Here is a 22,702-nt window from a genome sequence, read left to right as displayed (position 1 = left end):
GACAGCTTCGGCTGTCCTTTGTTGTTCTAACAGAATCTATTAAGTGCTTTTCAATAATCAGCTAGCTTCAATTAAACGGTCGAAACTCTGGAACACCTCTTCACACTTCATCACACGACCGTGACCTTGGCCTTGAGTCGTCACTAATTCAACCCGTGCCATCTCACTCGCTGCTTGCGCAGAGACACTGTGCTTAGTGAACTTGTCTTGCTCATCATGAACAATGATGGTTTTTGCTTCGCGCTCTGCAAGACGCTTTTCTGGGTCAATCGACTGCAGTGGATAGCCAAACTGGTCCTCAACCTCAGACACCACCGCTTTGAATAACTTCATGGAGTATCCTGAGCGTGCAATGCTACCAAACAGGTTTTCTACATAATTCAGAACCGGAGCTATCAACAAAAGAGGTTTGTTCTCTAGTTTACTGTGGCGACATTCCAGCGCCGACGCAGTGCCCATGCTGTGCCCAACTAAACCTGCTACGTCTTCCACCGAATCCAATACATCCTCTAGGCCACGAACAAACGCAGGGATGTGTCCGTACTGACCATCACTCTCACCATGTGCAGGATGGTCGTATGCTAATGCGGTGTAACCAGATGCCGCAATGTGCTCCATCAACGGATAGAACTGACTGGCAGTTCCAGACCAACCGTGAGTAAGAATCCATACCGGACCGCTTCCAAGCTGATAGATTTTAATTGCCCCGGCATGACCTTGGATTTCACTTTTGATCAGTCCCTGTGGCTCAGCGTTTTTTGGCTGAGTACGCGCAGGAGTAAGCAGCAATTTACGCGCGGTATTTTTTGCGTGTGAGGGCGCTAGCGTGTGATGTAAACGCGTACTGATGTTGATCAGACTGCGCTTAACACTGAACTTCTGCGAAGTATTGAAGTAAATTTTCTCACTCATGATCGTTTCCTTAGCTACCAGCTTTGCACAAAATAGAACGGTCGTGCTTTTTAAGCTGATAAGAAAGAGCGCTCTGTGTCGCCCTTTGTTATGAATCTCTTACTATGCCCGTTACCGCGGGGCTAGCGCTTCCATCGACTAAACAAGTTATCGATGCCTTGCCAGAACAATCTCTGGCTCTCTTCTTCCCCTTTGATCGAGTAAAATACGTGTGCACTTAAGTACTGCCCGTATAGATCAAAGGTCGCTTGTCGCGTGTCTAAGTCCGCCACAAACTCTTGGTTTTCTTTGCCTTTCTTGATCTGAATTTCTAGGTAATTCAACCAAGTATCAATTGATTTACGCAATGCTGCTTGCAACGCACAACCTTCTTCTGCGGTGTCGTTCCAAGCATCGAGGAACATGCAACTGCCTTGAAAAGAGTGGTTCCACGTCATCCAAGTGTCTAGTAAGCCACGTACTTTACGTTCAATATTGCTATCACCTAACTCACGTGCAGGCGCAATCACACGCTCAGCAAATACTAGATTGGCGTGTTCCAATACTGACAGCTGAAGATTTAACTTCGAGTTAAAGTGAGCAAATAAACCACTTTTCGACATCCCGCACTGCTTCGCTAACTCACCAATGGTAAGACTTTCCAATCCATTTTCGCTCGCCAGTTGGAATGCACGTTGCAGAATAAGTTCTTTGGTTACTTTTCCTTTTTTCATAACTGCATTTTTAGCACGACCGTACTTTTTTGCAATGTTAAGTTTACTGGTCAAACCAACCATCATGATCAGACACAGCCTCGATCTCAATACATTGAAAGAAGTAATGAATCTTGATTTTAGAAATTAGAGATGGGTCTGAATTTCGCAAACTGGTTGCCGTCAATTGCACATGAGTTGATTTTTTACCGCGAGAACTGAATCGTTAACTGCTAATTTCGCAGCGATTTTTCACTTTTTTAGGTAAGCACTTATGGCAACAACAAAGAAAATTGCCAGTTTAGAATTTGCCCGCATCATCGCAATGTTTGCGATCATTGGGCTTCACTGTCAGATGGCTCTCACGTATTGGCAATGGGATGAAGTACCTTGGGTTGGGTACATGCTTAACCAATTGGCTCGCTTTGCTGTACCACTGTTTTTTCTCATCTCCGGATATCTACTCCAGCCTAAACTCAGCACAAATCCCGTTGAGACACTGAAAAACTACGCCAAGCCTCTGCTCAAAATATGGCTGATTTGGAGTCTGATTTGTCTGTTAATGCCGTTTCGCTGGCAAGTAGTTGCAGAAGCAGGTTACCTCGTCGAGCGACAGGGTTATTGGGGTTACCTGATGTCGAACCCAGTGAACTCGCTCTTAGAAGGTGGCTTGGTGCATTTGTGGTTCATTCCTGCACTTGTCATCGCCGTGGCTATTATTGCGTTGCTGGTTCGCATTAACATGGTACAACTGTTGCTTCCTGCGGCGGTATTACTTTACGTCTACGGTGTGTTTGCAGGCAGCTACGTCACACTCACTGAACTACCAACGCCCTTCTTTACACGTAATGGTCCGTTCTTCAGTACTTTATTGGTGGTGCTTGGTTACTTAGCAAGACAACATCAGTGGCAATGGTCGCGCAATAACACCATTCGCTTAATACTGATCGGTATGGCACTGCATTTTGGCGAAGCCTATTACCTTATGAATTATGAAATCGCATTTAACTCACACGACTTCTTGTTTGGTACCGTAATTTGGTCGTTGGGTGCATTCATGTGGCTTCTTGCTCACCCAAACTTCGGCAATATGCCATGGGTATTTAAATGGTCACCGAGTATTCTAGGCATCTACGTGAGCCACCTATTGGTGATCATCATCATGATGAACATCGCAGGTATGTTGGGGCTAGAAAACCTAGCTAAAGACGCCTTTATTTACCCAGCAACGATTGTGGTCACTCTGCTCCTTGTGAAAGGCATCGAAGCCACTCCACTGAAAAAACTATTGCTGCGCTAAATCCATTCAGCACTATGTATGGCTTGCTCTAACACTTTGGGGTTAAAGCAAGCCTCTCAAAAATGAGAGCTCTCTCTCACTCGCCAACATTATCACTTCTAATGCTACGTAATTTGCTTTCACTCACAAAAAACATTGTTCATTTACTTTAGATTTATTCGACATCAACAAAATGCTCATTAAACGGAGGCGGTATGTGGGCAGGTCAAGGACTCGTTCCTTTTTTAGAAATTAGCCATTGGCTAACTTACGGTTTATACGCTGCAGTATTCCTATTTGGCGCTGCAAGTATTGCGTCACTCAGAAAGTAGTGGCGCAAGCTACATCAATTCAAAACTCCTACCGTTAATTCGAGCTTTCTCACACTTAACTTATTAATTTGTGGCTAAAATTTCTCCAGTCAGACAAGGAGAAATGTCTATGTCAATCTATCCAATTGTCGCTTTCTGCTGCTTACTCTTTTCAAGCCCCAGTTTTGCAGCGTCCACCAGTGACCTCAACCTCGTCAATTCTGCCGTCGGCTATGCCGCACTGATTCTCTTCACCATTGCTTACATTCTGGTGATGCTGGAAGAATACCTGCATATGCGAAAATCCAAACCAGTACTGCTCGCCGCGGGATTAATCTGGATTTTGATTGGGTACACCTTTGCCCAACACAACCAAGCTGACGTCGCTAAAGCCGCACTGGAACACAACCTTCTGGAATACGCCGAACTTTTATTGTTCCTACTAGTAGCGATGACTTACATCAATGCAATGGAAGAGCGGAGGCTGTTTGATGCTCTGCAAGCATGGATGGTCGGTAAAGGTTTCGATTTCAAACAGCTATTTTGGCTTACAGGCGGCTTGGCATTTGTCATTTCACCTATCGCGGATAACTTAACCACGGCCCTGTTAATGTGTGCGGTGGTGATGAAAGTTTCTGGCGATAATCCAAGGTTTGTGAACCTTGCCTGTATTAACATCGTCATTGCGGCGAACGCTGGCGGCGCATTCAGTCCATTTGGTGATATAACGACCCTGATGGTTTGGCAGGCAGGACACGTCAGTTTTGCTGAATTTATGCCGTTGTTTGTTCCGTCATTGATCAACTACGTCATTCCTGCGTTCATCATGTCGTTGTTTGTACCAAACACTAAGCCAGATACGGTCCATGAACATATTGAATTGAAACGTGGAGCAAGACGAATTGTAGGCTTGTTTATCCTCACTATCGCGACGGCGGTATCTTTCCACGCAGTACTTCACTTCCCGCCAGTAATCGGAATGATGATGGGCTTGGCGTACCTGCAGTTTTTCGGTTATTTCCTGCGTCGAACACTAAAACATTCACTTGCTAAAAAAGCGGCCGAAGCGATTGCCAATGGCGATGATTATGCCTTAAAGCGTTTAGGTTCAGTGGTGCCGTTTGATGTATTCCACCGTGTATCACGTGCAGAGTGGGATACTTTACTGTTCTTCTATGGTGTCGTCATGTGTGTCGGCGGTTTGAGTTTGCTCGGTTATCTTGGGTTAGTTTCCAACGTGATGTACACCGAATGGAGCCCAATCTGGGCTAACGTCATGGTGGGGATTCTCTCTGCTATCGTGGATAACATTCCAGTGATGTTTGCTGTATTAACGATGGAGCCAACCATGTCGATGGGGAACTGGCTGTTAGTCACGCTGACTGCAGGCGTGGGTGGTAGCTTGCTTTCGATTGGTTCAGCGGCTGGCGTGGCATTAATGGGGGCAGCAAGGGGACAATACACCTTCTTTGGCCATTTAAAATGGGCACCGGTGATTGCGCTAGGTTATGCCGCAAGTATTGCGGCGCACCTTTGGATGAATGGCAGTTTGTTCACTTAACCTACCTTGATCAATATTGAATATTCTTACCGGTCTGATGGGTGGTTCACGCCATCCATCACCTCAATACCTCCCAGCTCATAAGGATTTACATCCTCTAAGCAACCAACGTTATAACCGTATTCACTCGGGTCAGAACGGCGCTGATGATGCGTGTAGATACCGCATTCACCACAGAAAAAATGCTTAGCCGTGCTGGTATTAAACTGATACAGCTTGAGTGCCTCCTCACCTTGGATGATGCGAATCCCATTCAAAGGTACTGATGCCACAATCGCGCCACGACGTCGGCACATAGAACAATCACAACGTCTAGGCTTCTCGATTCCATTTGGTAATGACAGTTCGATTTGTACTTTTCCGCAATGACAAGAGAGCTTATGCAAAGGCTGAATTGTGGTACTACCCACTTGTTTAATCATGACTTTTCCTTGTTGCTTCAGTGTTCATCTAGCTTAATGTGTAAAGTCTGTTAAACAGTTAACATCCGCGCAATCTAGGTCAAAAACTCGACATCAATCACTTTTCACGACATTTTATTCATCGATTTATCACTATTTGGTTGGCGTTTTGCCAACCGCATCCGTTTTGGTTGTGCGCTTGCAGTTAAAACGGTTTTAAAACCAAGGAAAATACTTTTATGGATAAAGATCATAGCCTTAGAGAGAACCTCTTGGCTCTGACGCTCGGTAGTGCGTTGGTGTCACTTGGAGTTATCTTTTTTAGCAAAGTGGGACTGCTGACAGGTGGCACTGCTGGTCTTGCTATCTTCCTCACTAAAGTGAGTGATTTTAGCTTTGGTCAGATCTTCTTTGCACTGAACCTACCTTTCTACATTTTGTCTGTGATGCGCATGGGTTGGCGTTTTACCATCAACACTTTTATTGCGGTTTCGATCGTGTCCTTTGCGGTAGACCACCTGCACCATGTGATTGAAATTTCTCGTATTGAACCCGTTTACGCCGCCCTCCTCGGTGGAGGCCTGATTGGTATGGGAATGCTGGTAATTTTCCGCCACAAGATGAGCTTGGGCGGTTTCAACATACTGGCACTTTACCTTCAGGAACGCTTTGGCATTCGTGCAGGCAAAGTTCAAATGGCGCTCGACTGCACCATCGTGGTGATGTCTCTATTTATCGTCGATATTCACTTGATCGCCCTATCTATACTTGGCGCGGTGGCGACCAACTTAATCTTGGCAATGAACCACAAACCAGGGCGATATCAGCCAACGCCACAATCGGCATAATCTTCTAACACATGACAAAAACCAAAGCCCCGAGATAAATTCTCGGGGCTTTTCCTTGTCAATAACATAAGACTACACTAGAGGCGAATTCTCACAGTATTGTTGGTCCCCTTCAGCCAGCTTGAGCTTGTTTTGTTGGCTTAAGTGATAATGCACCAGCATCAATAAATCATTCGCGTAGAAGAGCTCAAAAGCATCTTCTCCATTTTGTCGACAGATTGCCTCACAGCGATCAGCGTGCACTTTGGCTTGGAGTGGGTTTCCTGCTTTAAGTAGGCTCATGGCTAAACGATATTCTGCTCGCTCTTCTTGCATCCAACCACCAGCAACCTTCCAATTCTCAAGCGCCAATGTTGCAGCCTCTAGCATTCGCTCTACCTGCGCTTCAGAGCGCGTTTCAAGCTCTTCATATTGGCAGGCAAGGTTGTTGCCCGTAATGGCAATTGAACGTGCCAACGGCTCGGCAGTTTGGTCTGAATCTATCCCGTTGGCTGCTTTTGCTAACCATGTGCTAGCTTGCTCTAGCTCGTTCATCGCAGATAGCTCGTTGGCAATCTGAGCAAAAACGCGGCGCTGATCGACATCTTCCAAGTCAACGATATGGTCCGTCGTTTGATCCACAAAGTACTGCGCGACAATTTTGGCTCTCTGACGCACCATACACTGACTCGCTACGCCATTTTCGAGCTTATCTAAACTGGTGAGAAACTGCTTCGGGTCGTGCAGATGACCGATGGAAGTGTGCAGCATCAAGGGTAAGATGCGCTCAGCATGGTTAGTGTCTTCCACCTCACTAAGCGCTTGTTCTAATTGAGTGTATGTTTGTTGTGGCTGCGCTTCATGCTGCTGCCAACTTTGGTTTATGAATGCATCAAAATCCGTTTTGAAAGACATATCCTTATTTTCCTTTTTCATTGCTCTGGATTGCTCTTTAGCTCAACAACCCTACACAAAATCGAAGCAAATAAGGTAAACCTTGCCGGATTCTGAGAATGGCCTCACTTAAAGTGGCGAGCCCTTCTCCAAAGCCAATAATCGCTGTTTGCGCTCTACCCCGCCCGCATAACCAGTGAGCTTGCCACTTTTTCCAATCACACGATGGCACGGCACCACAATCGAAATAGGATTCTTACCGTTCGCCAGTCCCACCGCTCGTACCGCCTTCGGATTGCCGATGGCATTCGCCAAGTCTTGGTAGCTCCATGTTTCACCATAAGGAATGGTCGTTAGCGCATGCCAAACTTGAGTTTGGAAATCCGTACCTGTCGCTGCAAGGGGCAAGTCAAATTCGTTACGCAGCCCCGCAAAGTATTCTTCCAATTGAGTAACAGTCTGACTGAGCACTGCATGTTGATCATCACGCTCACCCAAATCATCTGGTTTGGTGGTACACGTTTCAAACCAAATTCCGAGCAAACCTTGATCGTTAGCTTGAATGGTCACAGCGCCTAACGGACTTGGCATTACCGTATAAAGTGATTTCATGATTGATTCCATAAGTGAAAAGTCGCGTAACTGCCCCAAGGCGATGCAGTATGAGCATTCAATGACGGATAGTTTGGCATGGCTTTCTTCACCACCAAGTCTTTATCTAAAAAACAATCGGGCTGAGATTGGCCACGCAATTGCGCATAGCTCACCGTCCACGGACCAATGCCTTTTAATTCCAGCCATTGCTGCGGATCGGCTTCTGGGTTTTGCTGCATGTACTGAGCAAATCGCACGAGCGTGTCTTTACGGCTTTGCGGCATACGCAAGAAGCTAACATCGGCATTAGCAATCACTTCTGGCGTTGGAAAGTGGCGCGTATGCTGATCGCTGCTGAGTGTTTCCACTAACAAGTTAAGTTGCCCAATTGCGGCTTTGACCGACACTTGTTGACCCAACACGGCACGTACACCAGCTTCCCACGCACTCCAGACGCCCGGAATCCGAATCCCGTGGGTTTTCACCAATCCGGGCGCAATGTATTCCAGGTGCTGCTCGACGGTGCAAATATCCGCATCGAGATCGAACATTCGACGCACGCCAGACACAAGGTTTTGCAGCTTAGTAACATCTTCAATATCAAACTCTACCTCAAGGTAGCCCTCCCCTTGAGTAGCCTTGAATCGTGCATGGCAATCATCCAGCACAACATTGCGCTGGTAGGTGTTTTGCGTAACTTGCTCCATCCCCTCAATCGCACGCAGACGATAAAAATCGAGCATGTGTTGCCAGTTCAACGCGCCCCGATAAGGGAGCACGATTCGATTCGTCCCTACGCCATCAAATTCCTTTCTGCGCACTTGAGAAGGTGTCAGTTGGAGGAACTTTTGAAACGCATCGTTGAATCGTCGAGTGCTGTTAAATCCTGCGGCAAAGCCAACTTCAGTGACTGACATCGAACTCGAATGCAAGAGCTGCTTAGCAAACATCAACTGCTGATACTGCGCATATTGCTTAGGTGACATCCCCAAATATTGCTCGAACAGCATGCGCAAATAACGATCTGAGATCCCGAGACGATCGGAGAGATCCGCGAGGGACCTATGGTGCAACTCACCACGATCGATCATTTTGATCGCACGTTGAAATGTGGTTTCAACCCCCTTCCAAGCCCATGATCCTGGCGCACTGTCTGGGCGGCAACGTAAGCAAGGGCGGTATCCGGCCTTCAGTGCCTGCGTCTTGTCAGTGAAGTACTCAACGTTTTCCTCTTTGGGCAGATTGGCTGGACAAATTGGTCGACAAAAAATCCCAGTGGTTTTGACTGCAACGTAGAAACGACCGTCAAAACGGCTGTCACGTGCCATGCGCGCTTTTTGGCACTGCTCGAACGTCAACAATGTATGGGGATGGATAAGCATGATGCTGTCCTTGCTTTCGCATTGGGTGCTCTATAGAGCCGCATGTTAGGTTACAACTCAAACGGTATAACTTCATTGTAGAACGAAGGGTTACTGTAAATTAGCCATTTTCGGAACTCAATATTGAGAATTTTTGGCATTAGTAAATTTGTGCACTAAAGTTAAATCAGAACAACACAACAACGTCGGCTAAAGGGAATTGGCATGGACTTACACACGTGCGTGATTGTACTTAGAAATCACAAGGTTATTACCAGTAAATCAGTCGAGCACTCTATAGGGATTATTGAGCGCGACTCTGATAACGAGATTTCAGAAATTCAAATCAATGCGTCGGATGGTGTGAGTATACGCACCTACCACTACCATAGCGTAGAGGACTCGCTTGAAAGCTTAATGAACCTTTAAACACTCCTTTCTCCCTTGTTAATCGTAAAAACAAAAGAGCACAGAAATGTGCTCTTTTTTTGCTCAGCATTTACGACATTCTTATTTCAAAATACAAAACACGCTCGGAAAGTTATTCGAAAATTTGCGACTTCCATAAACAAAAACACCATAGTACCGAACAATAAACAGATCCTAAAAACAGCCTAAAACTCTGTATTTGTTACGTTAAAAATGTTCCATCAAATTTCTCGAACGAGAGCATCAAATTGTCCCGATTTTTTCTTCTGAACCCACGACCTAAACTTGCTCCAACAACAAAGGGGCGATCACCCCAAATAAGTAGAGTTTCCGAGGAAGGATAAAATCATGAAAGCACTGCTACACAAAATCACGACTTCAAATGCAGGTTACAGCGCACTCACCCTTCGCATTCCGGTTGGCATTATCTTTATGGCGCACGGTGCACAAAAACTTTTCGGCTGGTTTGGCGGATACGGCCTTGAAGCAACAGGTCAGTGGATGGCATCGGTCGGTTTAGGCCCAGGCATGTTGATGGCACTCCTTGCGGGCAGCGCAGAATTCTTTGGCGGCTTATTCATCTTGCTTGGTCTTCTAACTCGACCAGCGGCTGTGGCTCTAGCATTCACCATGGTGATTGCGATTTTCTCGGTTCATTTCGAGAATGGTTTGTTCATGTCGAACAACGGTTACGAATTTGGTCTCGCATTACTGGCAGCTTGTGTTTCTCTCGCATTTTCTGGCGCAGGCAAAGCGGCACTGGATGGCACACTTCATCAAAAACTGGCGTAAAGCAGGTTCTTCATGAGCCTAAATTCTGCCATGACTCTCGCTTCAAGCATCACGCTGAATTTATAAACATCTGTAAATTTACGCAAACCAATACAGAAAGCCCCTTGGTTTATACCAAAGGGCTTTCGTTTAAATTTGCACTGGATCGCAAAAGCAGAAATTACTCGTCTGCCGGAATGTCCGCAATTTGCTGCAAGCTGTACGCCGTTAACGGGTCAATCTCTTTCACGATTTCTTCAACCTGCTTAATCGCTTCTACAGACGTGCTGGCTTTGCGATAGCTCAAATAGATAGGACGGTACCAATCTTCTACGCCAGATACCTTGTGAAGCTGCCCGCTTGCAATGAACGGCTCAACCAGAGACACCGGTAGGTAAGCACTGCCGCCCTTCTCCAAAACGAAGTCTAACGCAATACGCGCGGTAGAAGTGCGAAGGTAAGGCGCAGGGATTTTAGGGTGGCGCTCTGCATGCTCAGACGCAAAGCGTGTGCCCCAATCTACGTAAACGTATTTCTGCTCAAATACGGTTTCTAAACAATCTGGCTTAGTTGAAACCAACACAAGCACCACATCAGCGACTTTTTTACAGTTCAGCTCATCCGCTTTGATTTGGTCGAAAGCAAACGCCATATCTAGCGTGCGCTCAAGTAGGCTGCGGCTTAGCATCTCACGGCCCATGACTTCCGCCATAAAGCCATAACCGCCGAAAGAGTCAGTAACAACACTTAGACAGTTTTGTAAGTAAGCATCCCAAATGTTTGGCGTTCCCCCCATGGTCAGCTGTAACGCTTTACCATCTTCGAGGGATAATTCGAGCTTGGCTTGCTGCAAAGTGGTAACCATCACCTCTGCATAGCCTATTAAACGCTCACCTGCGGAGGTCAACTTTATGTTATTTCGATCACGAATAAACAACTGCGTATCGAAATAACTTTCCAATTGTTTGATGCGTGCGCTCACCGCAGCTTGTGTAATATACAAGTTCTCAGCAGCTCGTCCGAAGTGACGAACCTTTGCCAGCTCTAAAAATGTTCGAAAGACCTTTACATCCATAAACCATCTCCTGGTCAATATAAAACCAGATTAACAACTAATTAAAATTTTGACGACAAAAAAGTTTTGTTTTTCTTTTGTTAGCTTTGCGCCTAATTTTCGCCGTAATTCATCACATTCATCAATAACGGTTACAGAGGCTGTTGATATGTCTGACACTGAATTTCGTCATGGCAAAAAACGTTTTTACGACAACGTAAAATTCCCACGCGGCTTTGCAAAGTCTGGCGATTTTACTCTTTCAGAAGAGGAAATCCTAACAATTTATGGGGATACTATGCTTGGCTTAGAGTCAGGCGAGTTGACACCTGAGAACAGCGAAGAAAAACACTTCGTAAAAGTTCTCGAAAACCCAGGCAAAGCGAAAACTAAGATCGAGCGCACTTGGCTAAAATACGTACAGCTAGCTCGTGGTCGCAAGCGCTTCCACACGCTAAATGGACGTAACAAACAAGAAGCGACAGATGATTATGCGGAAGAGAGCCTAGCAGAAGACGATTAATCGAATAGCCGAGTTATAATGCTTGGCTAAGCCGCCAAAAAATACAACTTGGTGGTGTTGCAAAACCATTTCTTTTCCAAAAGCCCGAAGGTGACCATTCCTAAGGGCTTTTCATTTTTTCCGAACAACTATTTGGCGAGCGATTATTTCGCCAACATGGCTACCTTCTTCAAGAAGCTGTCTTTCAGATGCTCTTGGTCATATTCCAAATGATAGGTGTTGTGGAACCCCACCGTAAGCTCCACACCATTGCCTCTCAGAAACACGTTATAGCCATCGTAATCAGAATAGGCCTCTATCCCTTCATACATCTTGCCAAACTCAGTAGGCGTGCCGTTGTTCATCACACATTCGTATGCTTGGAGCACTTTGGTTGCGTCTAATTCGTTTTTCATTGCGATTCCCTCAGCAATAAACACACTTAAAGTATGGATAAGGAAGAAACGCCGTGCCACACCATAGATTGCGTGAGATCATAACTTCGGCATTTTTCTTCCCTTTCTCCTACGTAACTCCATTCAATTCGGCTCGCTCGTTCAGCCAAAAAACTTAATTTCAGTCATAAATTTTACATGCTAATCAACTAGGCTTGCTTCACGGCTTTGCATAGATTCAACTCGAAGCAAACGTAAAAATCGCCCAGAAAAGCAACATTGGTTAAAGAAAAAGCAAATTTTTGACCTAAAACAATAGCAGTTCAACATTACTTATTTTATAATGCGAATTAATGTTTCAGAACATCTTAAATTCCAATAACTAGGGGCACAAAATGAGACTTATCCCGTTAGCTCAAGCAGCACAAGTAGGCAAGTGGGCAGCAGCACACATCGCTAAGCGCATCAACGACTTCAAACCAACTGCTGAGCGTCCGTTCGTTCTGGGTCTACCTACAGGTGGCACTCCTCTAGCAACTTACAAAGCATTGATCGAACTTTACCAAGCTGGTGAAGTGAGCTTCGAACACGTTGTGACTTTCAACATGGACGAATACATCGGTATCCCTGCGGATCACCCAGAATCATACCGTTCATTCATGTACACCAACTTCTTCAACCACGTAAACATCCAAGAAGCGAACATCAACCTTCTTAACGGTAACGCGGAAGATCACGAAGCGGAATGCCAACGCTACGAAGACAAAATCAAGTCTTACGGCAAGATCAACCTGTTCATGGGCGGCGTAGGTAACGACGGTCACATCGCATTCAACGAGCCAGCATCTTCTCTGTCTTCTCGCACTCGCATCAAGACACTAACTGAAGACACTCGTATCGCGAACTCTCGTTTCTTCGATGGCGACATCAACCAAGTTCCTAAGTACGCACTAACTATCGGTGTTGGCACACTACTAGACGCTCAAGAAGTGATGATCCTAGTAACAGGTCACAACAAAGCACTTGCTCTACAAGCAGCGGTAGAAGGCAGCGTGAACCATCTATGGACGGTTTCTGCACTTCAACTACACCCTAAAGCAGTGATCGTTTGTGATGAGCCTTCACAACAAGAGCTTAAAGTGAAGACAGTTAAGTACTTCTCTGAGCTAGAAGCGGAAAACATCAAAGGTTTCTAATCCTTCGGATAACAACCAAAGATAAACGCTGAATACACAAAACCCGTGAGTCATCACGGGTTTTTTCGTTTTTAAAGACTGGCAGGTTTGAAGGTGTAGGAATTTAAACAACCGTTAGCGAGGCGTTTAATAAGCTTGAATACCAAACTGGCGCAGACGTTTCGGCAATACCTCATCGAGCTTATCTAACTCACTCGGTTCGACCTCAATGAGGTTGAAGTTATGCTGCTCGTAAACTGCACGAATCTTCTCTCGCTCCGCTTCTAACATCTCGCCAGAATCGCTGCCCCAAAACTGCAAATAGACTTTGCCGCCTGGTAGGTAGAAATCGCTTGTCACGTCTTGGTCGATCGGCAGTTGGCGCTCGTAAGCGTGCACTACTCCTGCCAAGTACAGCCAGTTATCGATCAGAAGCTCCCCTTTAGAACGAACGTAGTGTCCGTCCAATGTGCGGTGCTTGGCTTCAAACTTCTGGCGAAAACTAGAAAACGACTTATCTGTGGAATGGGACTCGGCATCTTGACCTAAAAACTCAATCACAGACTGCTTGAGACGCTTGTTACGCAGCACTACGTCGTGCCACACCACAAAGGTGTTCTGAGACTCTTTATCGGCTCTCTGTTGACCACCAGCGCGAATTCCGGCTTCGGTTAAACTCCAACCTTCTTCGGATTTGCTGATCCAGCCTAATTCACTTAACAGCTGGTTCATGCGCTTGGCATTGAGCTTCAGCTTCTCGCCCAACTGGGTTGCGCTGTAAGTTTTTCCAGACGTTGCGGCAAGCTCGATGTGCAAGTTGGTCGGCCAAACAATGAACTGCCCGAATTTAGGGTGATCGACATACTCACCGCCAAACTTGGCGCCCTCTTCGGTCAAAATCCATTTCTCGTCTTGGCGAACGATGTAACCAGCGCGTTTGAGATCCGCAAACAGCAGCTTAGCTTCCATCTGACGCATTTTTGCCAGCGCCGACGTCGATATTTTTTCAGACACGATTCATGCCTCCTGCTACTGTTTGAAATAAGATGATGACTTGGATATTAACGCATTGATTTCATTGCTTGAAGTAAGAATAGTTGGGATTTTCTATCCACAACAAAAAAGGAGCACTTTGGCTCCTTTCTCTACATCGAATTGAATCGGCTTAATTATTCGCGAGTTTGGCAAATTTGCTGTAGGTGCTGATTTTGCCATTGATGTACTCGATACCACTGTGCACATTGTTTTCTGTATGACCAACAATTTGGTATTCGACGATGAATTCACCGCTGATGACTTTGATGAACAAGAAGCCGTCGCTGACCTTCCATAAGCCCTGTAAACCACGCTCACTGAACAAGTCTTTTTCCATCAGCGTACCATTTGGTTTGAGCTCTAAAATCGATGAGAAACCGTCGACGTTCACTTTTACCCAAGGCTGTTGATGCACTTCGTAGCTGAGGATTTTGCGGCGTGTTTTCGCCCACTCACGCAGTTCTTGCTCTTGCGCTGGGGTAAGAATTGGCAGGTCTTCCATCTCCAATAGGGTGTGATGTTTTTCGTACCAGAAAAGTTGCAGATGGAGTAATTTCATTCAGATTAACAGGGTTTCATAACGACAAAGCGCAACTTTGCGCCAACCCTGATGGTAAGTCAACCAATGAAACGAAAGAGTGCAGTTTTCACGAGGGTCAAAAACTGCACGTTCCCACGATGGGAAAACGGTGCCCAATAACGAGCACCGGAGCATGTAAGTGTCTATACGACCCAGAAAGAATTATGCGGCAAACAACCTTGGTAATTCCGCATGATCACACGCTTGATTTAAGCGCTGTTGGGCGGTTTGAATGTGCGCACGCCAATGTTCATCTTGCGCCCACATCTCAATCACCAGTGGCACGACGCAGTCTGTCTCTTTGAGTGTGCGGAAGATGGCATCGAAGTTCACTTCACCATCACCAATCACCAGATCGCGGAACTGACCTTTGTATTCCGGCGTCACGCGATACGTGTCTTTAAGGTGGATTTGGGTAATGTGTGGCTTACTCAATTTCAGCTCAGTACACACGTCATAGTTCCAACCAGAGATATTGCCCACGTCTGGATAAGCAGTGAAATACGGCGAATTCACTTCGCGATTGAGCACTTCGAACTTACTCAATGAGTTGAGGTAATCGGTGTCCATGATTTCAACAGCAAGCATCACACCTGCGCGCTCTGCCAGTTTCGCCGCTTCCTTCATACCTTCAATAAAACGCAAATGCGTGGCACGGTTTGCTGGCTCGTAATACACATCGTAGCCAGCTAATTGAATGGTACGGATGCCAAGTTTGTACGCCAATGCGATCGCCTTTTCCATGTGCAGCACGGCTTGCTCGCGTATCTTCGGATCAGCCGAGCCAAACGGGAACTTGCGGTGCGCGCTCAAACACATCGACTGCAATGGCATGCCATAACGTTCGCACTGGTGACGCAGGGCGTAGATCGTCTCGTCGTCCCAATCTAAGCGGCTGCGGCGCTCGTCTGATTCATCCACCGAGATCTCAAGAAAGTCGAAGCCTAATTCTTTGGTCACGCTGAGCTTTTCTTCCCAGCTCAACTCGTTCGGCAACGCTTTCTCATACAAGCCAACACGATGACGTTGTAGGTTCTGATACATGTCGCCCCCTAGTTCCAGTAACGGTCGATTTGCGCTTTTAATGCTTCTGCGGTTTCTTGCCCTTTGTCGCCCGCCAATGCACGACCTGCGATAAAGGTTTTCGCTTTGATGCCTTCGAACAGGTAGATGTCTTCTGGCACGATACCGCCCGTGATAGAGAGCTCGATACCTAGCTCAGAGAGTTGACGCATCTTGTTGATGTCAGCATCTGTCCAGCCAATCCCTGCCAACTCTGCATCGCGAGAACGGTGGTAAATCGCTTGAGTGATACCGAGATCCACCCACGCTTGCGCATCTTCCATCGTCCAGTTGCCGTAGATTTCGATTTGGATTTCGCCACTAAATTCATCCGCCACTTTCTTACACGCTTCGATGGTCGCAATGTGCGCTGCGGCTGAGACCGTAATCCAGTCAGCGCCAGCTTCAAACGCCATGCGAGACAAAATAGCGCCGCCATCAGTGGTCTTCATATCGCACACTAGAATATGGTCTGGGTGGTTCTTACGCAGTGTTGAGACCGCATTCATCCCTTCTGCGAACGCGAGAATGGTGCCCACTTCAATCACATCAACATAGCTGTGTACATTGCTTGCAACCGCCACGGCGTCAGTTAGGTTAGTTTGGTCTAGAGCGATTTGAATCATTGGTTTGGTCATGATGCTTATCCTTGAATTTTTTCACGTATCAGACGAGCTAAGCCGTCGTTATTGTTATCGGTTTCGCACACCAAACGGGCGCTTGAGCGTACCGTCTCGTCTGCGTTATTCATGGCAACACCTAATCCGGCGTAACGGAGCATGGAAATATCATTGTGGTTATCGCCCACGGCAATGACATGATTCGGGTGATAACCCAGCTCAGAAACGTATTCCGCCAGTCTTAAGCCTTTGCTGTTGCCTTTTGCTGCGAAGTCGATGCGATTCGACCACGAGCGTTCGCCGTTGAATTTCTCTTTCACCCATGGGTTTTCAATTAAGCGTTCTACCGAGCTTGGTAAGCCTTCCACCACGAATTTCCACACGAACTCGGTATTACGCACTTCTTCACTGAACGAGTCGATTTTGTAGATCTTCGGTTGAAGGTGCTCAGGCGCGGTTTTCGCCCACTTTTCCAACGCTTCCATGTAGTGAATTGGGTTGTAGTTTGAGTACGTCATGGCATCGGTTACGTACATCACCATCTTGACCTGAAACTCCTTCGCCAAGGCGATGAACGTCAGCGCGTCTTCCTTATCGATGGAGTTGTGCTTGAGCACTCGGTCATTGTGGTAGTCATAAACATAAGTGCCGTTACAGCAGACGATAGGCGTGGTAAGACCCAACTCATCGTAATACGGACGTGCCGCAGTGTGATGGCGTCCGGTGACAATCACCACGTGACACTTCTGCTGCGCTTCTTGAATCGCTTTTTTCACCTCTGGGTGAATGCTGTGTTCATCGGTGAGGACAGTTCCGTCTAAATCTAAAGCAAGCACTTTGTACATGTCGTTACCTCTGCCCGTAGTAGGCGTTTTCACCGTGCTTACGCAGGTAGTGTTTGTCTGAAAGCTCAGGCTGGATCTTGATGCCACTGTTGAGTGAACGTGTTGCTAATGCCATGGCAGAAATCTCTTCCAATACCACTGCGTTGTGCACGGCATCATCGGCGTTAGTGCCCCAAGAGAAAGGCGCATGCCCTGCTACAATCACGCTTGGCACTGCCATTGGATCGATGCGGCGTTGACGAAACTCTTCCACTATCACTAAGCCAGTGTTCTTCTCGTACTCTTCGGCAATTTCGCGTTGTGAGAGCTTGCGAGTACATGGAATGTCGCCGTAGAAGTAGTCGGCATGAGTCGTGCCCAGCGCAGGAATATCAATCCCTGCTTGCGCCCAAATCGTTGCGCTGCGTGAGTGGGTGTGCACCACGCCGCCCACTTGTGGGAACGCTTTGTAGATCTCAATGTGGGTCGCGGTATCGCTGGATGGATTCATGTTGCCTTCCACCACATTGCCGTCTAAATCGACCACCACAATGTGCTCAGCGCGCATGCCATCGTATTCCACCCCCGACGGTTTAATCGCAATCACGCCGCGCTCGCGGTCAATCTCAGACACGTTGCCCCAGGTGAAGGTCACCAAGCCGTATTTCGGTAGTTTGAGGTTGGCTTCGAGCACACGTTGTTTCAGTTCGCTGTACATGAGTTCTCCTTAGGCAGTAACAGCCAGAGCTTCATCAATCACGTTGAATACATCGGTTTTGCTGCGGCAACGGCGAAGCTTGTCTAAATCCACGCCCGTTTCACTGTCTTCATCATCCAACACTTGGGTCACTTCCATCAGACCTTCCATGTGCTCATCGGAAGAGCTGCCCGCTAGCGTGATTAGCACATCAACTGGCTCGTCTTCGCCTTCAAAGTAGATTGGCTCTTCTAGCGTAACCAGTGCGAAAGCAGTACGAATTACGCCGTTTTCTGGGCGTGCGTGTGGCAGTGCCAAGTTAGGCGCGATGCAGATGTAAGGACCTAACTCTTCCACGCTGCTGATGATGGCGTCGTGGTAAGAAGGCTGAATCGCACCAGAGGCAATCAACATGTCCGTACCAATCTTGATGGCTTCACGCCAATTCGACGCCTGCGCTTGCAGTTTGATTGAGTTGTTGTCGATCAGTGATTGTTTTAATCCCATTGTTCTATCTCCAGTTTGGGTGCCGTGACTTTGGCTTTCCGAAGCCCGGCACCACTGTTGTCATCCGCTGTTTGTTATTGGTTTCTTATCTCTTCATTGAGAGATATTTGGTCATGCTGTTTTATTTTGCTGGTACAAAGTTTTTATTGATGATGTCGAGTAGCTCGTCACCGAAGGAGTTAGGGTTAAGCATGTTTTGCACCCCGAGTACAAACTTGCCTTCACCTGGCTCCATCTCTGCAGACAGGTGCTTCGACGATACGATGATGTCCGTGCTCGCAAGCTTCGACTTGTAGTCCGACACTGCGCATGAGTCCATCACGTGAGGAATGCCTTTCTTCTCTAGGTATTTGCCGATCTTCATTTTCATCATCATCGATGAGCCTTGACCGTTACCACATACTGCTAGGATGCTGACTGGGCGCAGACCGTCGCTCGCTTTGATTGCTTGCTCTACCGCTTCAATCACTTCTGGCTCTTCACTGATTTCTACTGTGCCTTGCGCGTCTTCTTCAGCACGTAGCTTGCGAGAGGCGAAGAACATGTAAACCAGAGACAGACCAACAAGAACGAAGAAGAACATTTTCGATGCAGACAGACCTTGCATGATTGGTGGGAATACAAGCGCCCAGTCCGCCATGCCCATCCAGCCGTTGAATTCTGTGCCGTGTTGGCTAAATAGGTGGATAGCCCAAGCAGAACCTAGCACCTCGATGATGCCCATCACGAAACAGATCTTCATCACCGCTTTCCAGCCACCGAAGTGGTTAGCAAATACGCCGATGGTCGCGTTAGAGAAGAACATTGGAATGAAGCCAGGGATGATCATGATTGGCGCATCGAATGCCAGCATCGCCAGTACTGCAGCGAATTGACCAAGCGCACCCCACATGAAACCAAATACCATTGCGTTTGGAGAGAATGCGTAGATAGCCGCACAGTCAATCGCCAATACCGCGTTTGGAATCACGCGCTCAGAGATGCCTTTGAACGCTTCAGACAGCTCAGCAACGAACATACGTACACCGGCAACAATCACCTGAATCGCAACAGCGAATTTCAGACCCGTTTCTAAGATGTAGATAGTCCAGTGTGTGGTGCCCGCCATTTCTTGAAGGTTATCAAGACCGAATGAAAGCAAAATAATGCCGAAGAACACCGTCATCACGATCGCCGTTGCTGCGATGCTGTCGTGGAAGATATGTAGCCATTTAGGCAGTTCTAGGTGGTCAACGCTGTCGTTCTTATCACCAAGTTTTGGCGCGACTTTTGTTGCAATCCAAGACGCGACCTGTTGTTGGTGACCAATAGAGAAACCCGCCCCGCCGGTGACTTCTTCAGTTGGCTTGAACATGATGTTGGAGGAGATACCCCAGTACAGCGCCATTAACACCGCAGAGTAAATGATGGTTTCCCACATGCTTGCGCCAAGCACAAAGTAGAACACGGCAATCAGACCTGCTTGCTGGAACATGATGTGACCAGTCAGCATGATGGTGCGGATACCCGTGTAGCGGCGGAACAGTACCAAGAGGATGTTGATACCTAATGCTAATAGAACTGCGTAACCCACCCAAGAGTAGTTGTCGCCCATCGCTTCCATGGTAGACATCATGGAGGTGTAAGGGTCAATGACCGAGCCGGTTAGCCCGTGGTATTCGGAAAGTTTGGAGATCACAGGTTTGAAGCCAGCAACTAGGGTGCCCGCACCCACTTGAACCAGCATGAAACCCACGATCGTTTTGATGGAACCTTTAATGATGGTGGTGGCGTCTCTTCTCAGCAACCAATAGCCAATGCATGTTACCAAACCCAGCAGTAGTGGGGCTTTGGTCATAACTTGGCTGTAAAAAATATAGAAGATGTCGTACAAGAACTCCATATCTTTACCCCTAGAGTGTTTTTTATTTGTAATCGTATGTAGGTCAGAGTGATTCCATCTGATGTCGTAGAATCTACTCAGTTTTTGCTCACGAAATAAACTCTAACAATCAAAAGTAATCACGCAATGCTCATTTGTGATTATTTTGATATTTATCAATTTTGCCCTCCAAAAAACCCTACAAATGGTAAGCGGATCACACACAAAAATTAAATTATCAATAAATACAATTACTTATAATTTATTGTGATGAAGTTCAGATTTTCATCAGTCTTGAATTTGACAATCAAGAGCGTGATTAATAGAATCAAAACAAATCACAAGTAATCACCAAATAATCACTAGATACACATTTCGGTGAATTTGAATCAAATAGGGTGATGGGTATGAATGAAGTACAAAGACACAATGGCATTCTGTCTTTATTAGAAGAAAATCAGACGATTAACGTCTCACACATTATTAAGAGCTTTAACGTCTCTCCAGCTACGGCTCGCCGTGATATCTCTAAGCTGGATGAACTAGGCAAACTGCGCAAAGTACGCAACGGCGCAGAACGCGTCGAAGCAGAAAAGAAAAAATGGTCACCGCTGAACATCAACAGCACTGAGCATTACGAAGAAAAATCCTTGATTGCGATGCAAGCCGCTGAGCTTTGTCAGCCTGGCGACAGCGTGGTCATCAACTGCGGTTCGACCGCTTTCCTACTTGGGCAGAAGCTATGTGGGCAAGACGTGCAGATCGTCACCAACTACTTCCCATTGGCAAGCTACCTGATCAATGAAGACCATGACGATGTGATCATCATTGGCGGTCAATACAACCGTTCACAAAAACTGTTCTTAAATCCGGCGCCCAACTCGCTTGGCAGTTACGCAGGCAATTGGATGTTCACTTCGGGCAAAGGGTTAACCGAAGCCGGACTCTACAAAGCCGACATGTTAACCGCGGTGGCAGAGCAGCAAATGCTTGAGCAAATCGACAAGCTCGTCGTCGTGGTAGACAGCTCCAAAGTGGGTCACAGAACGGGCATGTTGTTCTGTCCTACCGAGAAAATCGACATTCTGATCACTGGCAAAAACGCCAACCCAGAGGTCATCAAAGCGATAGAAGCAAAAGGGACACAGGTCATACTGGTCTAACGCGCCCTAGCCTCTTTCTCAAATAAATAAAAATAATTCAGCTCAGTGCCTTAACTACAAATTAAGGCGCTCGGCTCCCTACATCCCAAATTTAATAAAAATTGTGAAACAAAAAGGTGTTGCTATGAGTAAAGTAAATGAAATCACTCGTGAATCTTGGATCCTAAATACATTCCCTGAGTGGGGTACCTGGCTGAACGAAGAGATCGAAAATACGGTGGTAGAACCAAATACATTCTCGATGTGGTGGCTAGGTTGTACAGGTATCTGGTTGAAGAGTGAGGGCAACACCAACATCTCTATCGACTTCTGGTGTGGTACGGGTAAAAAGACGCAAAAGAATGCCTTCATGAAGAACCAGCACCAAATGATGCGTATGGGCGGTGTCGAAGCGCTGCAACCAAATCTACGTACTGCTATCTTCCCGCTTGACCCATTTGCTATCAAAGAGATCGATGCTGTGATGGCTTCCCATGATCATGCTGACCATATCGACGTGAACGTCGCGGCGGCGGTACTGCAAAACTGTGGTGACCACGTGAAGTTCATCGGTCCACAAGCGTGTGTCGATTTATGGATGGGCTGGGGCGTGCCAGAAGAGCGTTGTGTGGTCGCGAAAGTGGGCGATGTACTTGAAGTCGGCGACATGAAGATCCGCGTACTGGATTCATTCGACCGCACTGCACTTGTCACGCTACCAGAGGGCACTTCTTCTTACGATAAAGAAATCCTCGACGGCATGGACAAACGCGCGGTGAACTACCTGATTGAAACCTCAGGCGGCTCGGTTTACCACTCTGGTGACTCACACTACTCGAACTACTACGCCGCACACGGCAACGAATACCAAATCGACGTGGCACTGTTGTCATTCGGTGAAAACCCACGTGGCGTGACTGACAAGATGACGTCTTCTGACATCCTACGCGCAGCAGAATCGTTGAATTGTGATGTCGTGATGCCATTCCACCACGATATTTGGGCTAACTTCCAAAACGACCCACGCGAAATCGAAGTGTTGTGGAACATGAAGAAAGACCGTCTGCAATACAAGTTCGCACCGTTCTTTTGGCAAGTTGGGGGCAAATACACCTTCCCAACCGATAAAGGTCGCATGCACTACCAACACTTCCGTGGCTTTAGCGACATCTTCAAAAACGAACCAGAATTGCCATACAAAGCGTTCTTGTAATTC

General features: G+C 46.9%; 25 protein-coding genes. 9 read left to right on the top strand and 16 right to left on the bottom strand.

The features are described from left to right. Nucleotides 1-57: 57 nt before the first annotated feature. On the bottom strand, nucleotides 58-912 hold the full coding sequence (locus tag VJL_RS18410; RefSeq protein ID WP_038869784.1) for an alpha/beta fold hydrolase: 855 nt from the start codon (nucleotides 910-912) through the stop codon (nucleotides 58-60). A 122-nt stretch (nucleotides 913-1,034) separates the two neighbouring features. Continuing rightward, complete coding sequence (locus VJL_RS18405; RefSeq protein WP_038880323.1) at nucleotides 1,035-1,625, bottom strand: TetR/AcrR family transcriptional regulator; 591 nt, start codon at nucleotides 1,623-1,625, stop codon at nucleotides 1,035-1,037. A 253-nt stretch (nucleotides 1,626-1,878) separates the two neighbouring features. On the opposite strand from VJL_RS18405, the gene VJL_RS18400 reads away from it, so the two are divergent. Together VJL_RS18400 and nhaD are read left to right on the top strand one after the other, a co-directional pair. Then, nucleotides 1,879-2,904 carry an acyltransferase gene (locus VJL_RS18400; protein WP_038880172.1) on the top strand — a complete coding sequence of 342 codons (1,026 nt, stop codon included), beginning with the start codon at nucleotides 1,879-1,881 and terminating at the stop codon, nucleotides 2,902-2,904. Nucleotides 2,905-3,324: 420 nt separating this feature from the next. Further along, on the top strand, nucleotides 3,325-4,755 hold the full coding sequence (nhaD, locus tag VJL_RS18390) for a sodium:proton antiporter NhaD (RefSeq protein WP_038869787.1): 1,431 nt from the start codon (nucleotides 3,325-3,327) through the stop codon (nucleotides 4,753-4,755). A gap of 26 nt (nucleotides 4,756-4,781) precedes the next feature. Here nhaD and VJL_RS18385 read toward each other — a convergent pair whose 3' ends face one another. Further along, nucleotides 4,782-5,177: a GFA family protein gene (locus tag VJL_RS18385; protein WP_038880166.1), complete on the bottom strand. Its 396-nt coding sequence runs from the start codon at nucleotides 5,175-5,177 to the stop codon at nucleotides 4,782-4,784. Nucleotides 5,178-5,395: 218 nt separating this feature from the next. Here VJL_RS18385 and VJL_RS18380 point away from each other — a divergent pair, with 218 nt between their 5' ends. Beyond that, the gene (locus VJL_RS18380) at nucleotides 5,396-6,004 is read left to right on the top strand and encodes a DUF6198 family protein (protein ID WP_038880163.1); all 609 of its coding nucleotides are present in this window, start codon (nucleotides 5,396-5,398) and stop codon (nucleotides 6,002-6,004) included. 72 nt (nucleotides 6,005-6,076) lie between these two features. Here VJL_RS18380 and VJL_RS18375 read toward each other — a convergent pair whose 3' ends face one another. The 3 genes from VJL_RS18375 to VJL_RS18365 form a co-directional block, all read right to left on the bottom strand. Beyond that, complete coding sequence (locus VJL_RS18375; RefSeq protein ID WP_038880160.1) at nucleotides 6,077-6,898, bottom strand: hypothetical protein; 822 nt, start codon at nucleotides 6,896-6,898, stop codon at nucleotides 6,077-6,079. 108 nt (nucleotides 6,899-7,006) lie between these two features. Then, entirely contained in the window at nucleotides 7,007-7,489 is a 483-nt protein-coding gene (locus VJL_RS18370; protein WP_005434707.1) for a methylated-DNA--[protein]-cysteine S-methyltransferase, read from the bottom strand. Further along, nucleotides 7,486-8,853 carry a DNA-3-methyladenine glycosylase 2 family protein gene (locus VJL_RS18365; RefSeq protein WP_038880157.1) on the bottom strand — a complete coding sequence of 456 codons (1,368 nt, stop codon included), beginning with the start codon at nucleotides 8,851-8,853 and terminating at the stop codon, nucleotides 7,486-7,488. Before VJL_RS18365 ends, VJL_RS18370 begins: the two co-directional genes overlap by 4 nt. Before the next feature lie 204 nt (nucleotides 8,854-9,057). Between VJL_RS18365 and VJL_RS18360 the strand changes: the two genes are divergently transcribed. Next, nucleotides 9,058-9,261, top strand: coding sequence for a hypothetical protein (locus VJL_RS18360; RefSeq protein ID WP_038869796.1), 204 nt, complete (start codon nucleotides 9,058-9,060; stop codon nucleotides 9,259-9,261). A gap of 348 nt (nucleotides 9,262-9,609) precedes the next feature. Then, entirely contained in the window at nucleotides 9,610-10,053 is a 444-nt protein-coding gene (locus tag VJL_RS18355) for a DoxX family protein (protein WP_038869797.1), read from the top strand. Between the two features lie 160 nt (nucleotides 10,054-10,213). Here the strand turns inward: VJL_RS18355 and VJL_RS18350 are convergent, their stop codons facing one another. After that, the gene (locus VJL_RS18350) at nucleotides 10,214-11,107 is read right to left on the bottom strand and encodes a LysR family transcriptional regulator (RefSeq protein ID WP_038869799.1); all 894 of its coding nucleotides are present in this window, start codon (nucleotides 11,105-11,107) and stop codon (nucleotides 10,214-10,216) included. 148 nt (nucleotides 11,108-11,255) lie between these two features. Here VJL_RS18350 and VJL_RS18345 point away from each other — a divergent pair, with 148 nt between their 5' ends. Then, a complete protein-coding gene (locus tag VJL_RS18345; RefSeq protein WP_038869800.1) occupies nucleotides 11,256-11,609 on the top strand; it encodes a MaoP family protein in 354 nt (117 codons plus the stop codon). 143 nt (nucleotides 11,610-11,752) lie between these two features. Here the strand turns inward: VJL_RS18345 and VJL_RS18340 are convergent, their stop codons facing one another. Beyond that, nucleotides 11,753-12,004 (bottom strand): DUF3081 domain-containing protein, encoded by a 252-nt coding sequence (locus VJL_RS18340; RefSeq protein ID WP_038880154.1) that lies wholly within the window; start codon nucleotides 12,002-12,004, stop codon nucleotides 11,753-11,755. Between the two features lie 374 nt (nucleotides 12,005-12,378). On the opposite strand from VJL_RS18340, the gene nagB reads away from it, so the two are divergent. Then, a complete protein-coding gene (gene nagB / locus VJL_RS18335) occupies nucleotides 12,379-13,179 on the top strand; it encodes a glucosamine-6-phosphate deaminase (protein ID WP_038869802.1) in 801 nt (266 codons plus the stop codon). Between the two features lie 126 nt (nucleotides 13,180-13,305). Here the strand turns inward: nagB and VJL_RS18330 are convergent, their stop codons facing one another. The 8 genes from VJL_RS18330 to VJL_RS18295 all read right to left on the bottom strand — a co-directional run bounded on the left by VJL_RS18330 (nucleotide 13,306) and on the right by VJL_RS18295 (nucleotide 20,365). Further along, nucleotides 13,306-14,172 (bottom strand): glycerol kinase, encoded by an 867-nt coding sequence (locus VJL_RS18330; RefSeq protein ID WP_038880151.1) that lies wholly within the window; start codon nucleotides 14,170-14,172, stop codon nucleotides 13,306-13,308. Nucleotides 14,173-14,323: 151 nt separating this feature from the next. Further along, entirely contained in the window at nucleotides 14,324-14,752 is a 429-nt protein-coding gene (locus VJL_RS18325; protein WP_038880148.1) for a hypothetical protein, read from the bottom strand. A 183-nt stretch (nucleotides 14,753-14,935) separates the two neighbouring features. Continuing rightward, nucleotides 14,936-15,817 (bottom strand): L-ribulose-5-phosphate 3-epimerase, encoded by an 882-nt coding sequence (locus VJL_RS18320; RefSeq protein WP_038880145.1) that lies wholly within the window; start codon nucleotides 15,815-15,817, stop codon nucleotides 14,936-14,938. Nucleotides 15,818-15,825: 8 nt separating this feature from the next. After that, nucleotides 15,826-16,473, bottom strand: coding sequence for a 3-keto-L-gulonate-6-phosphate decarboxylase UlaD (locus tag VJL_RS18315; protein WP_038880142.1), 648 nt, complete (start codon nucleotides 16,471-16,473; stop codon nucleotides 15,826-15,828). Nucleotides 16,474-16,478: 5 nt separating this feature from the next. Further along, nucleotides 16,479-17,300 carry a Cof-type HAD-IIB family hydrolase gene (locus VJL_RS18310; protein ID WP_038880139.1) on the bottom strand — a complete coding sequence of 274 codons (822 nt, stop codon included), beginning with the start codon at nucleotides 17,298-17,300 and terminating at the stop codon, nucleotides 16,479-16,481. A 4-nt stretch (nucleotides 17,301-17,304) separates the two neighbouring features. Beyond that, nucleotides 17,305-17,997, bottom strand: coding sequence for an L-ribulose-5-phosphate 4-epimerase (locus VJL_RS18305; protein ID WP_009696581.1), 693 nt, complete (start codon nucleotides 17,995-17,997; stop codon nucleotides 17,305-17,307). A gap of 9 nt (nucleotides 17,998-18,006) precedes the next feature. After that, nucleotides 18,007-18,483, bottom strand: a complete 477-nt coding sequence (locus VJL_RS18300; protein WP_009696580.1) for a PTS sugar transporter subunit IIA — start codon at nucleotides 18,481-18,483, stop codon at nucleotides 18,007-18,009. Between the two features lie 121 nt (nucleotides 18,484-18,604). Beyond that, the gene (locus VJL_RS18295) at nucleotides 18,605-20,365 is read right to left on the bottom strand and encodes a PTS ascorbate-specific subunit IIBC (RefSeq protein WP_005434683.1); all 1,761 of its coding nucleotides are present in this window, start codon (nucleotides 20,363-20,365) and stop codon (nucleotides 18,605-18,607) included. A gap of 386 nt (nucleotides 20,366-20,751) precedes the next feature. On the opposite strand from VJL_RS18295, the gene ulaR reads away from it, so the two are divergent. Together ulaR and ulaG are read left to right on the top strand one after the other, a co-directional pair. Then, nucleotides 20,752-21,507 carry an HTH-type transcriptional regulator UlaR gene (ulaR, locus tag VJL_RS18290; RefSeq protein WP_038880136.1) on the top strand — a complete coding sequence of 252 codons (756 nt, stop codon included), beginning with the start codon at nucleotides 20,752-20,754 and terminating at the stop codon, nucleotides 21,505-21,507. Nucleotides 21,508-21,631: 124 nt separating this feature from the next. Continuing rightward, nucleotides 21,632-22,699 (top strand): L-ascorbate 6-phosphate lactonase, encoded by a 1,068-nt coding sequence (gene ulaG, locus VJL_RS18285; RefSeq protein WP_005448892.1) that lies wholly within the window; start codon nucleotides 21,632-21,634, stop codon nucleotides 22,697-22,699. Nucleotides 22,700-22,702: the final 3 nt, after the last annotated feature.

It is taken from the genome of Vibrio jasicida CAIM 1864 = LMG 25398 (genome assembly GCF_000400365.1).
GTDB classification, from domain to species: Bacteria; Pseudomonadota; Gammaproteobacteria; order Enterobacterales; family Vibrionaceae; genus Vibrio; species Vibrio jasicida.
This window is presented reverse-complemented; position numbering and strand designations above follow the sequence as displayed.

What these genes read in the sequence shown, in the direction of transcription:
- VJL_RS18410 (WP_038869784.1), bottom strand. Translation starts at nt 912, where the DNA reads ATGAGTGAGAAAATTTACTTCAATACTTCGCAGAAGTTCAGTGTTAAG.
- VJL_RS18405 (WP_038880323.1), bottom strand. Translation starts at nt 1,625, where the DNA reads ATGAAAAAAGGAAAAGTAACCAAAGAACTTATTCTGCAACGTGCATTC.
- VJL_RS18400 (WP_038880172.1), top strand. Translation starts at nt 1,879, where the DNA reads ATGGCAACAACAAAGAAAATTGCCAGTTTAGAATTTGCCCGCATCATC.
- nhaD (WP_038869787.1), top strand. Translation starts at nt 3,325, where the DNA reads ATGTCAATCTATCCAATTGTCGCTTTCTGCTGCTTACTCTTTTCAAGC.
- VJL_RS18385 (WP_038880166.1), bottom strand. Translation starts at nt 5,177, where the DNA reads ATGATTAAACAAGTGGGTAGTACCACAATTCAGCCTTTGCATAAGCTC.
- VJL_RS18380 (WP_038880163.1), top strand. Translation starts at nt 5,396, where the DNA reads ATGGATAAAGATCATAGCCTTAGAGAGAACCTCTTGGCTCTGACGCTC.
- VJL_RS18375 (WP_038880160.1), bottom strand. Translation starts at nt 6,898, where the DNA reads ATGTCTTTCAAAACGGATTTTGATGCATTCATAAACCAAAGTTGGCAG.
- VJL_RS18370 (WP_005434707.1), bottom strand. Translation starts at nt 7,489, where the DNA reads ATGAAATCACTTTATACGGTAATGCCAAGTCCGTTAGGCGCTGTGACC.
- VJL_RS18365 (WP_038880157.1), bottom strand. Translation starts at nt 8,853, where the DNA reads ATGCTTATCCATCCCCATACATTGTTGACGTTCGAGCAGTGCCAAAAA.
- VJL_RS18360 (WP_038869796.1), top strand. Translation starts at nt 9,058, where the DNA reads ATGGACTTACACACGTGCGTGATTGTACTTAGAAATCACAAGGTTATT.
- VJL_RS18355 (WP_038869797.1), top strand. Translation starts at nt 9,610, where the DNA reads ATGAAAGCACTGCTACACAAAATCACGACTTCAAATGCAGGTTACAGC.
- VJL_RS18350 (WP_038869799.1), bottom strand. Translation starts at nt 11,107, where the DNA reads ATGGATGTAAAGGTCTTTCGAACATTTTTAGAGCTGGCAAAGGTTCGT.
- VJL_RS18345 (WP_038869800.1), top strand. Translation starts at nt 11,256, where the DNA reads ATGTCTGACACTGAATTTCGTCATGGCAAAAAACGTTTTTACGACAAC.
- VJL_RS18340 (WP_038880154.1), bottom strand. Translation starts at nt 12,004, where the DNA reads ATGAAAAACGAATTAGACGCAACCAAAGTGCTCCAAGCATACGAATGT.
- nagB (WP_038869802.1), top strand. Translation starts at nt 12,379, where the DNA reads ATGAGACTTATCCCGTTAGCTCAAGCAGCACAAGTAGGCAAGTGGGCA.
- VJL_RS18325 (WP_038880148.1), bottom strand. Translation starts at nt 14,752, where the DNA reads ATGAAATTACTCCATCTGCAACTTTTCTGGTACGAAAAACATCACACC.
- VJL_RS18320 (WP_038880145.1), bottom strand. Translation starts at nt 15,817, where the DNA reads ATGTATCAGAACCTACAACGTCATCGTGTTGGCTTGTATGAGAAAGCG.
- VJL_RS18315 (WP_038880142.1), bottom strand. Translation starts at nt 16,473, where the DNA reads ATGACCAAACCAATGATTCAAATCGCTCTAGACCAAACTAACCTAACT.
- VJL_RS18310 (WP_038880139.1), bottom strand. Translation starts at nt 17,300, where the DNA reads ATGTACAAAGTGCTTGCTTTAGATTTAGACGGAACTGTCCTCACCGAT.
- VJL_RS18305 (WP_009696581.1), bottom strand. Translation starts at nt 17,997, where the DNA reads ATGTACAGCGAACTGAAACAACGTGTGCTCGAAGCCAACCTCAAACTA.
- VJL_RS18300 (WP_009696580.1), bottom strand. Translation starts at nt 18,483, where the DNA reads ATGGGATTAAAACAATCACTGATCGACAACAACTCAATCAAACTGCAA.
- VJL_RS18295 (WP_005434683.1), bottom strand. Translation starts at nt 20,365, where the DNA reads ATGGAGTTCTTGTACGACATCTTCTATATTTTTTACAGCCAAGTTATG.
- ulaR (WP_038880136.1), top strand. Translation starts at nt 20,752, where the DNA reads ATGAATGAAGTACAAAGACACAATGGCATTCTGTCTTTATTAGAAGAA.
- ulaG (WP_005448892.1), top strand. Translation starts at nt 21,632, where the DNA reads ATGAGTAAAGTAAATGAAATCACTCGTGAATCTTGGATCCTAAATACA.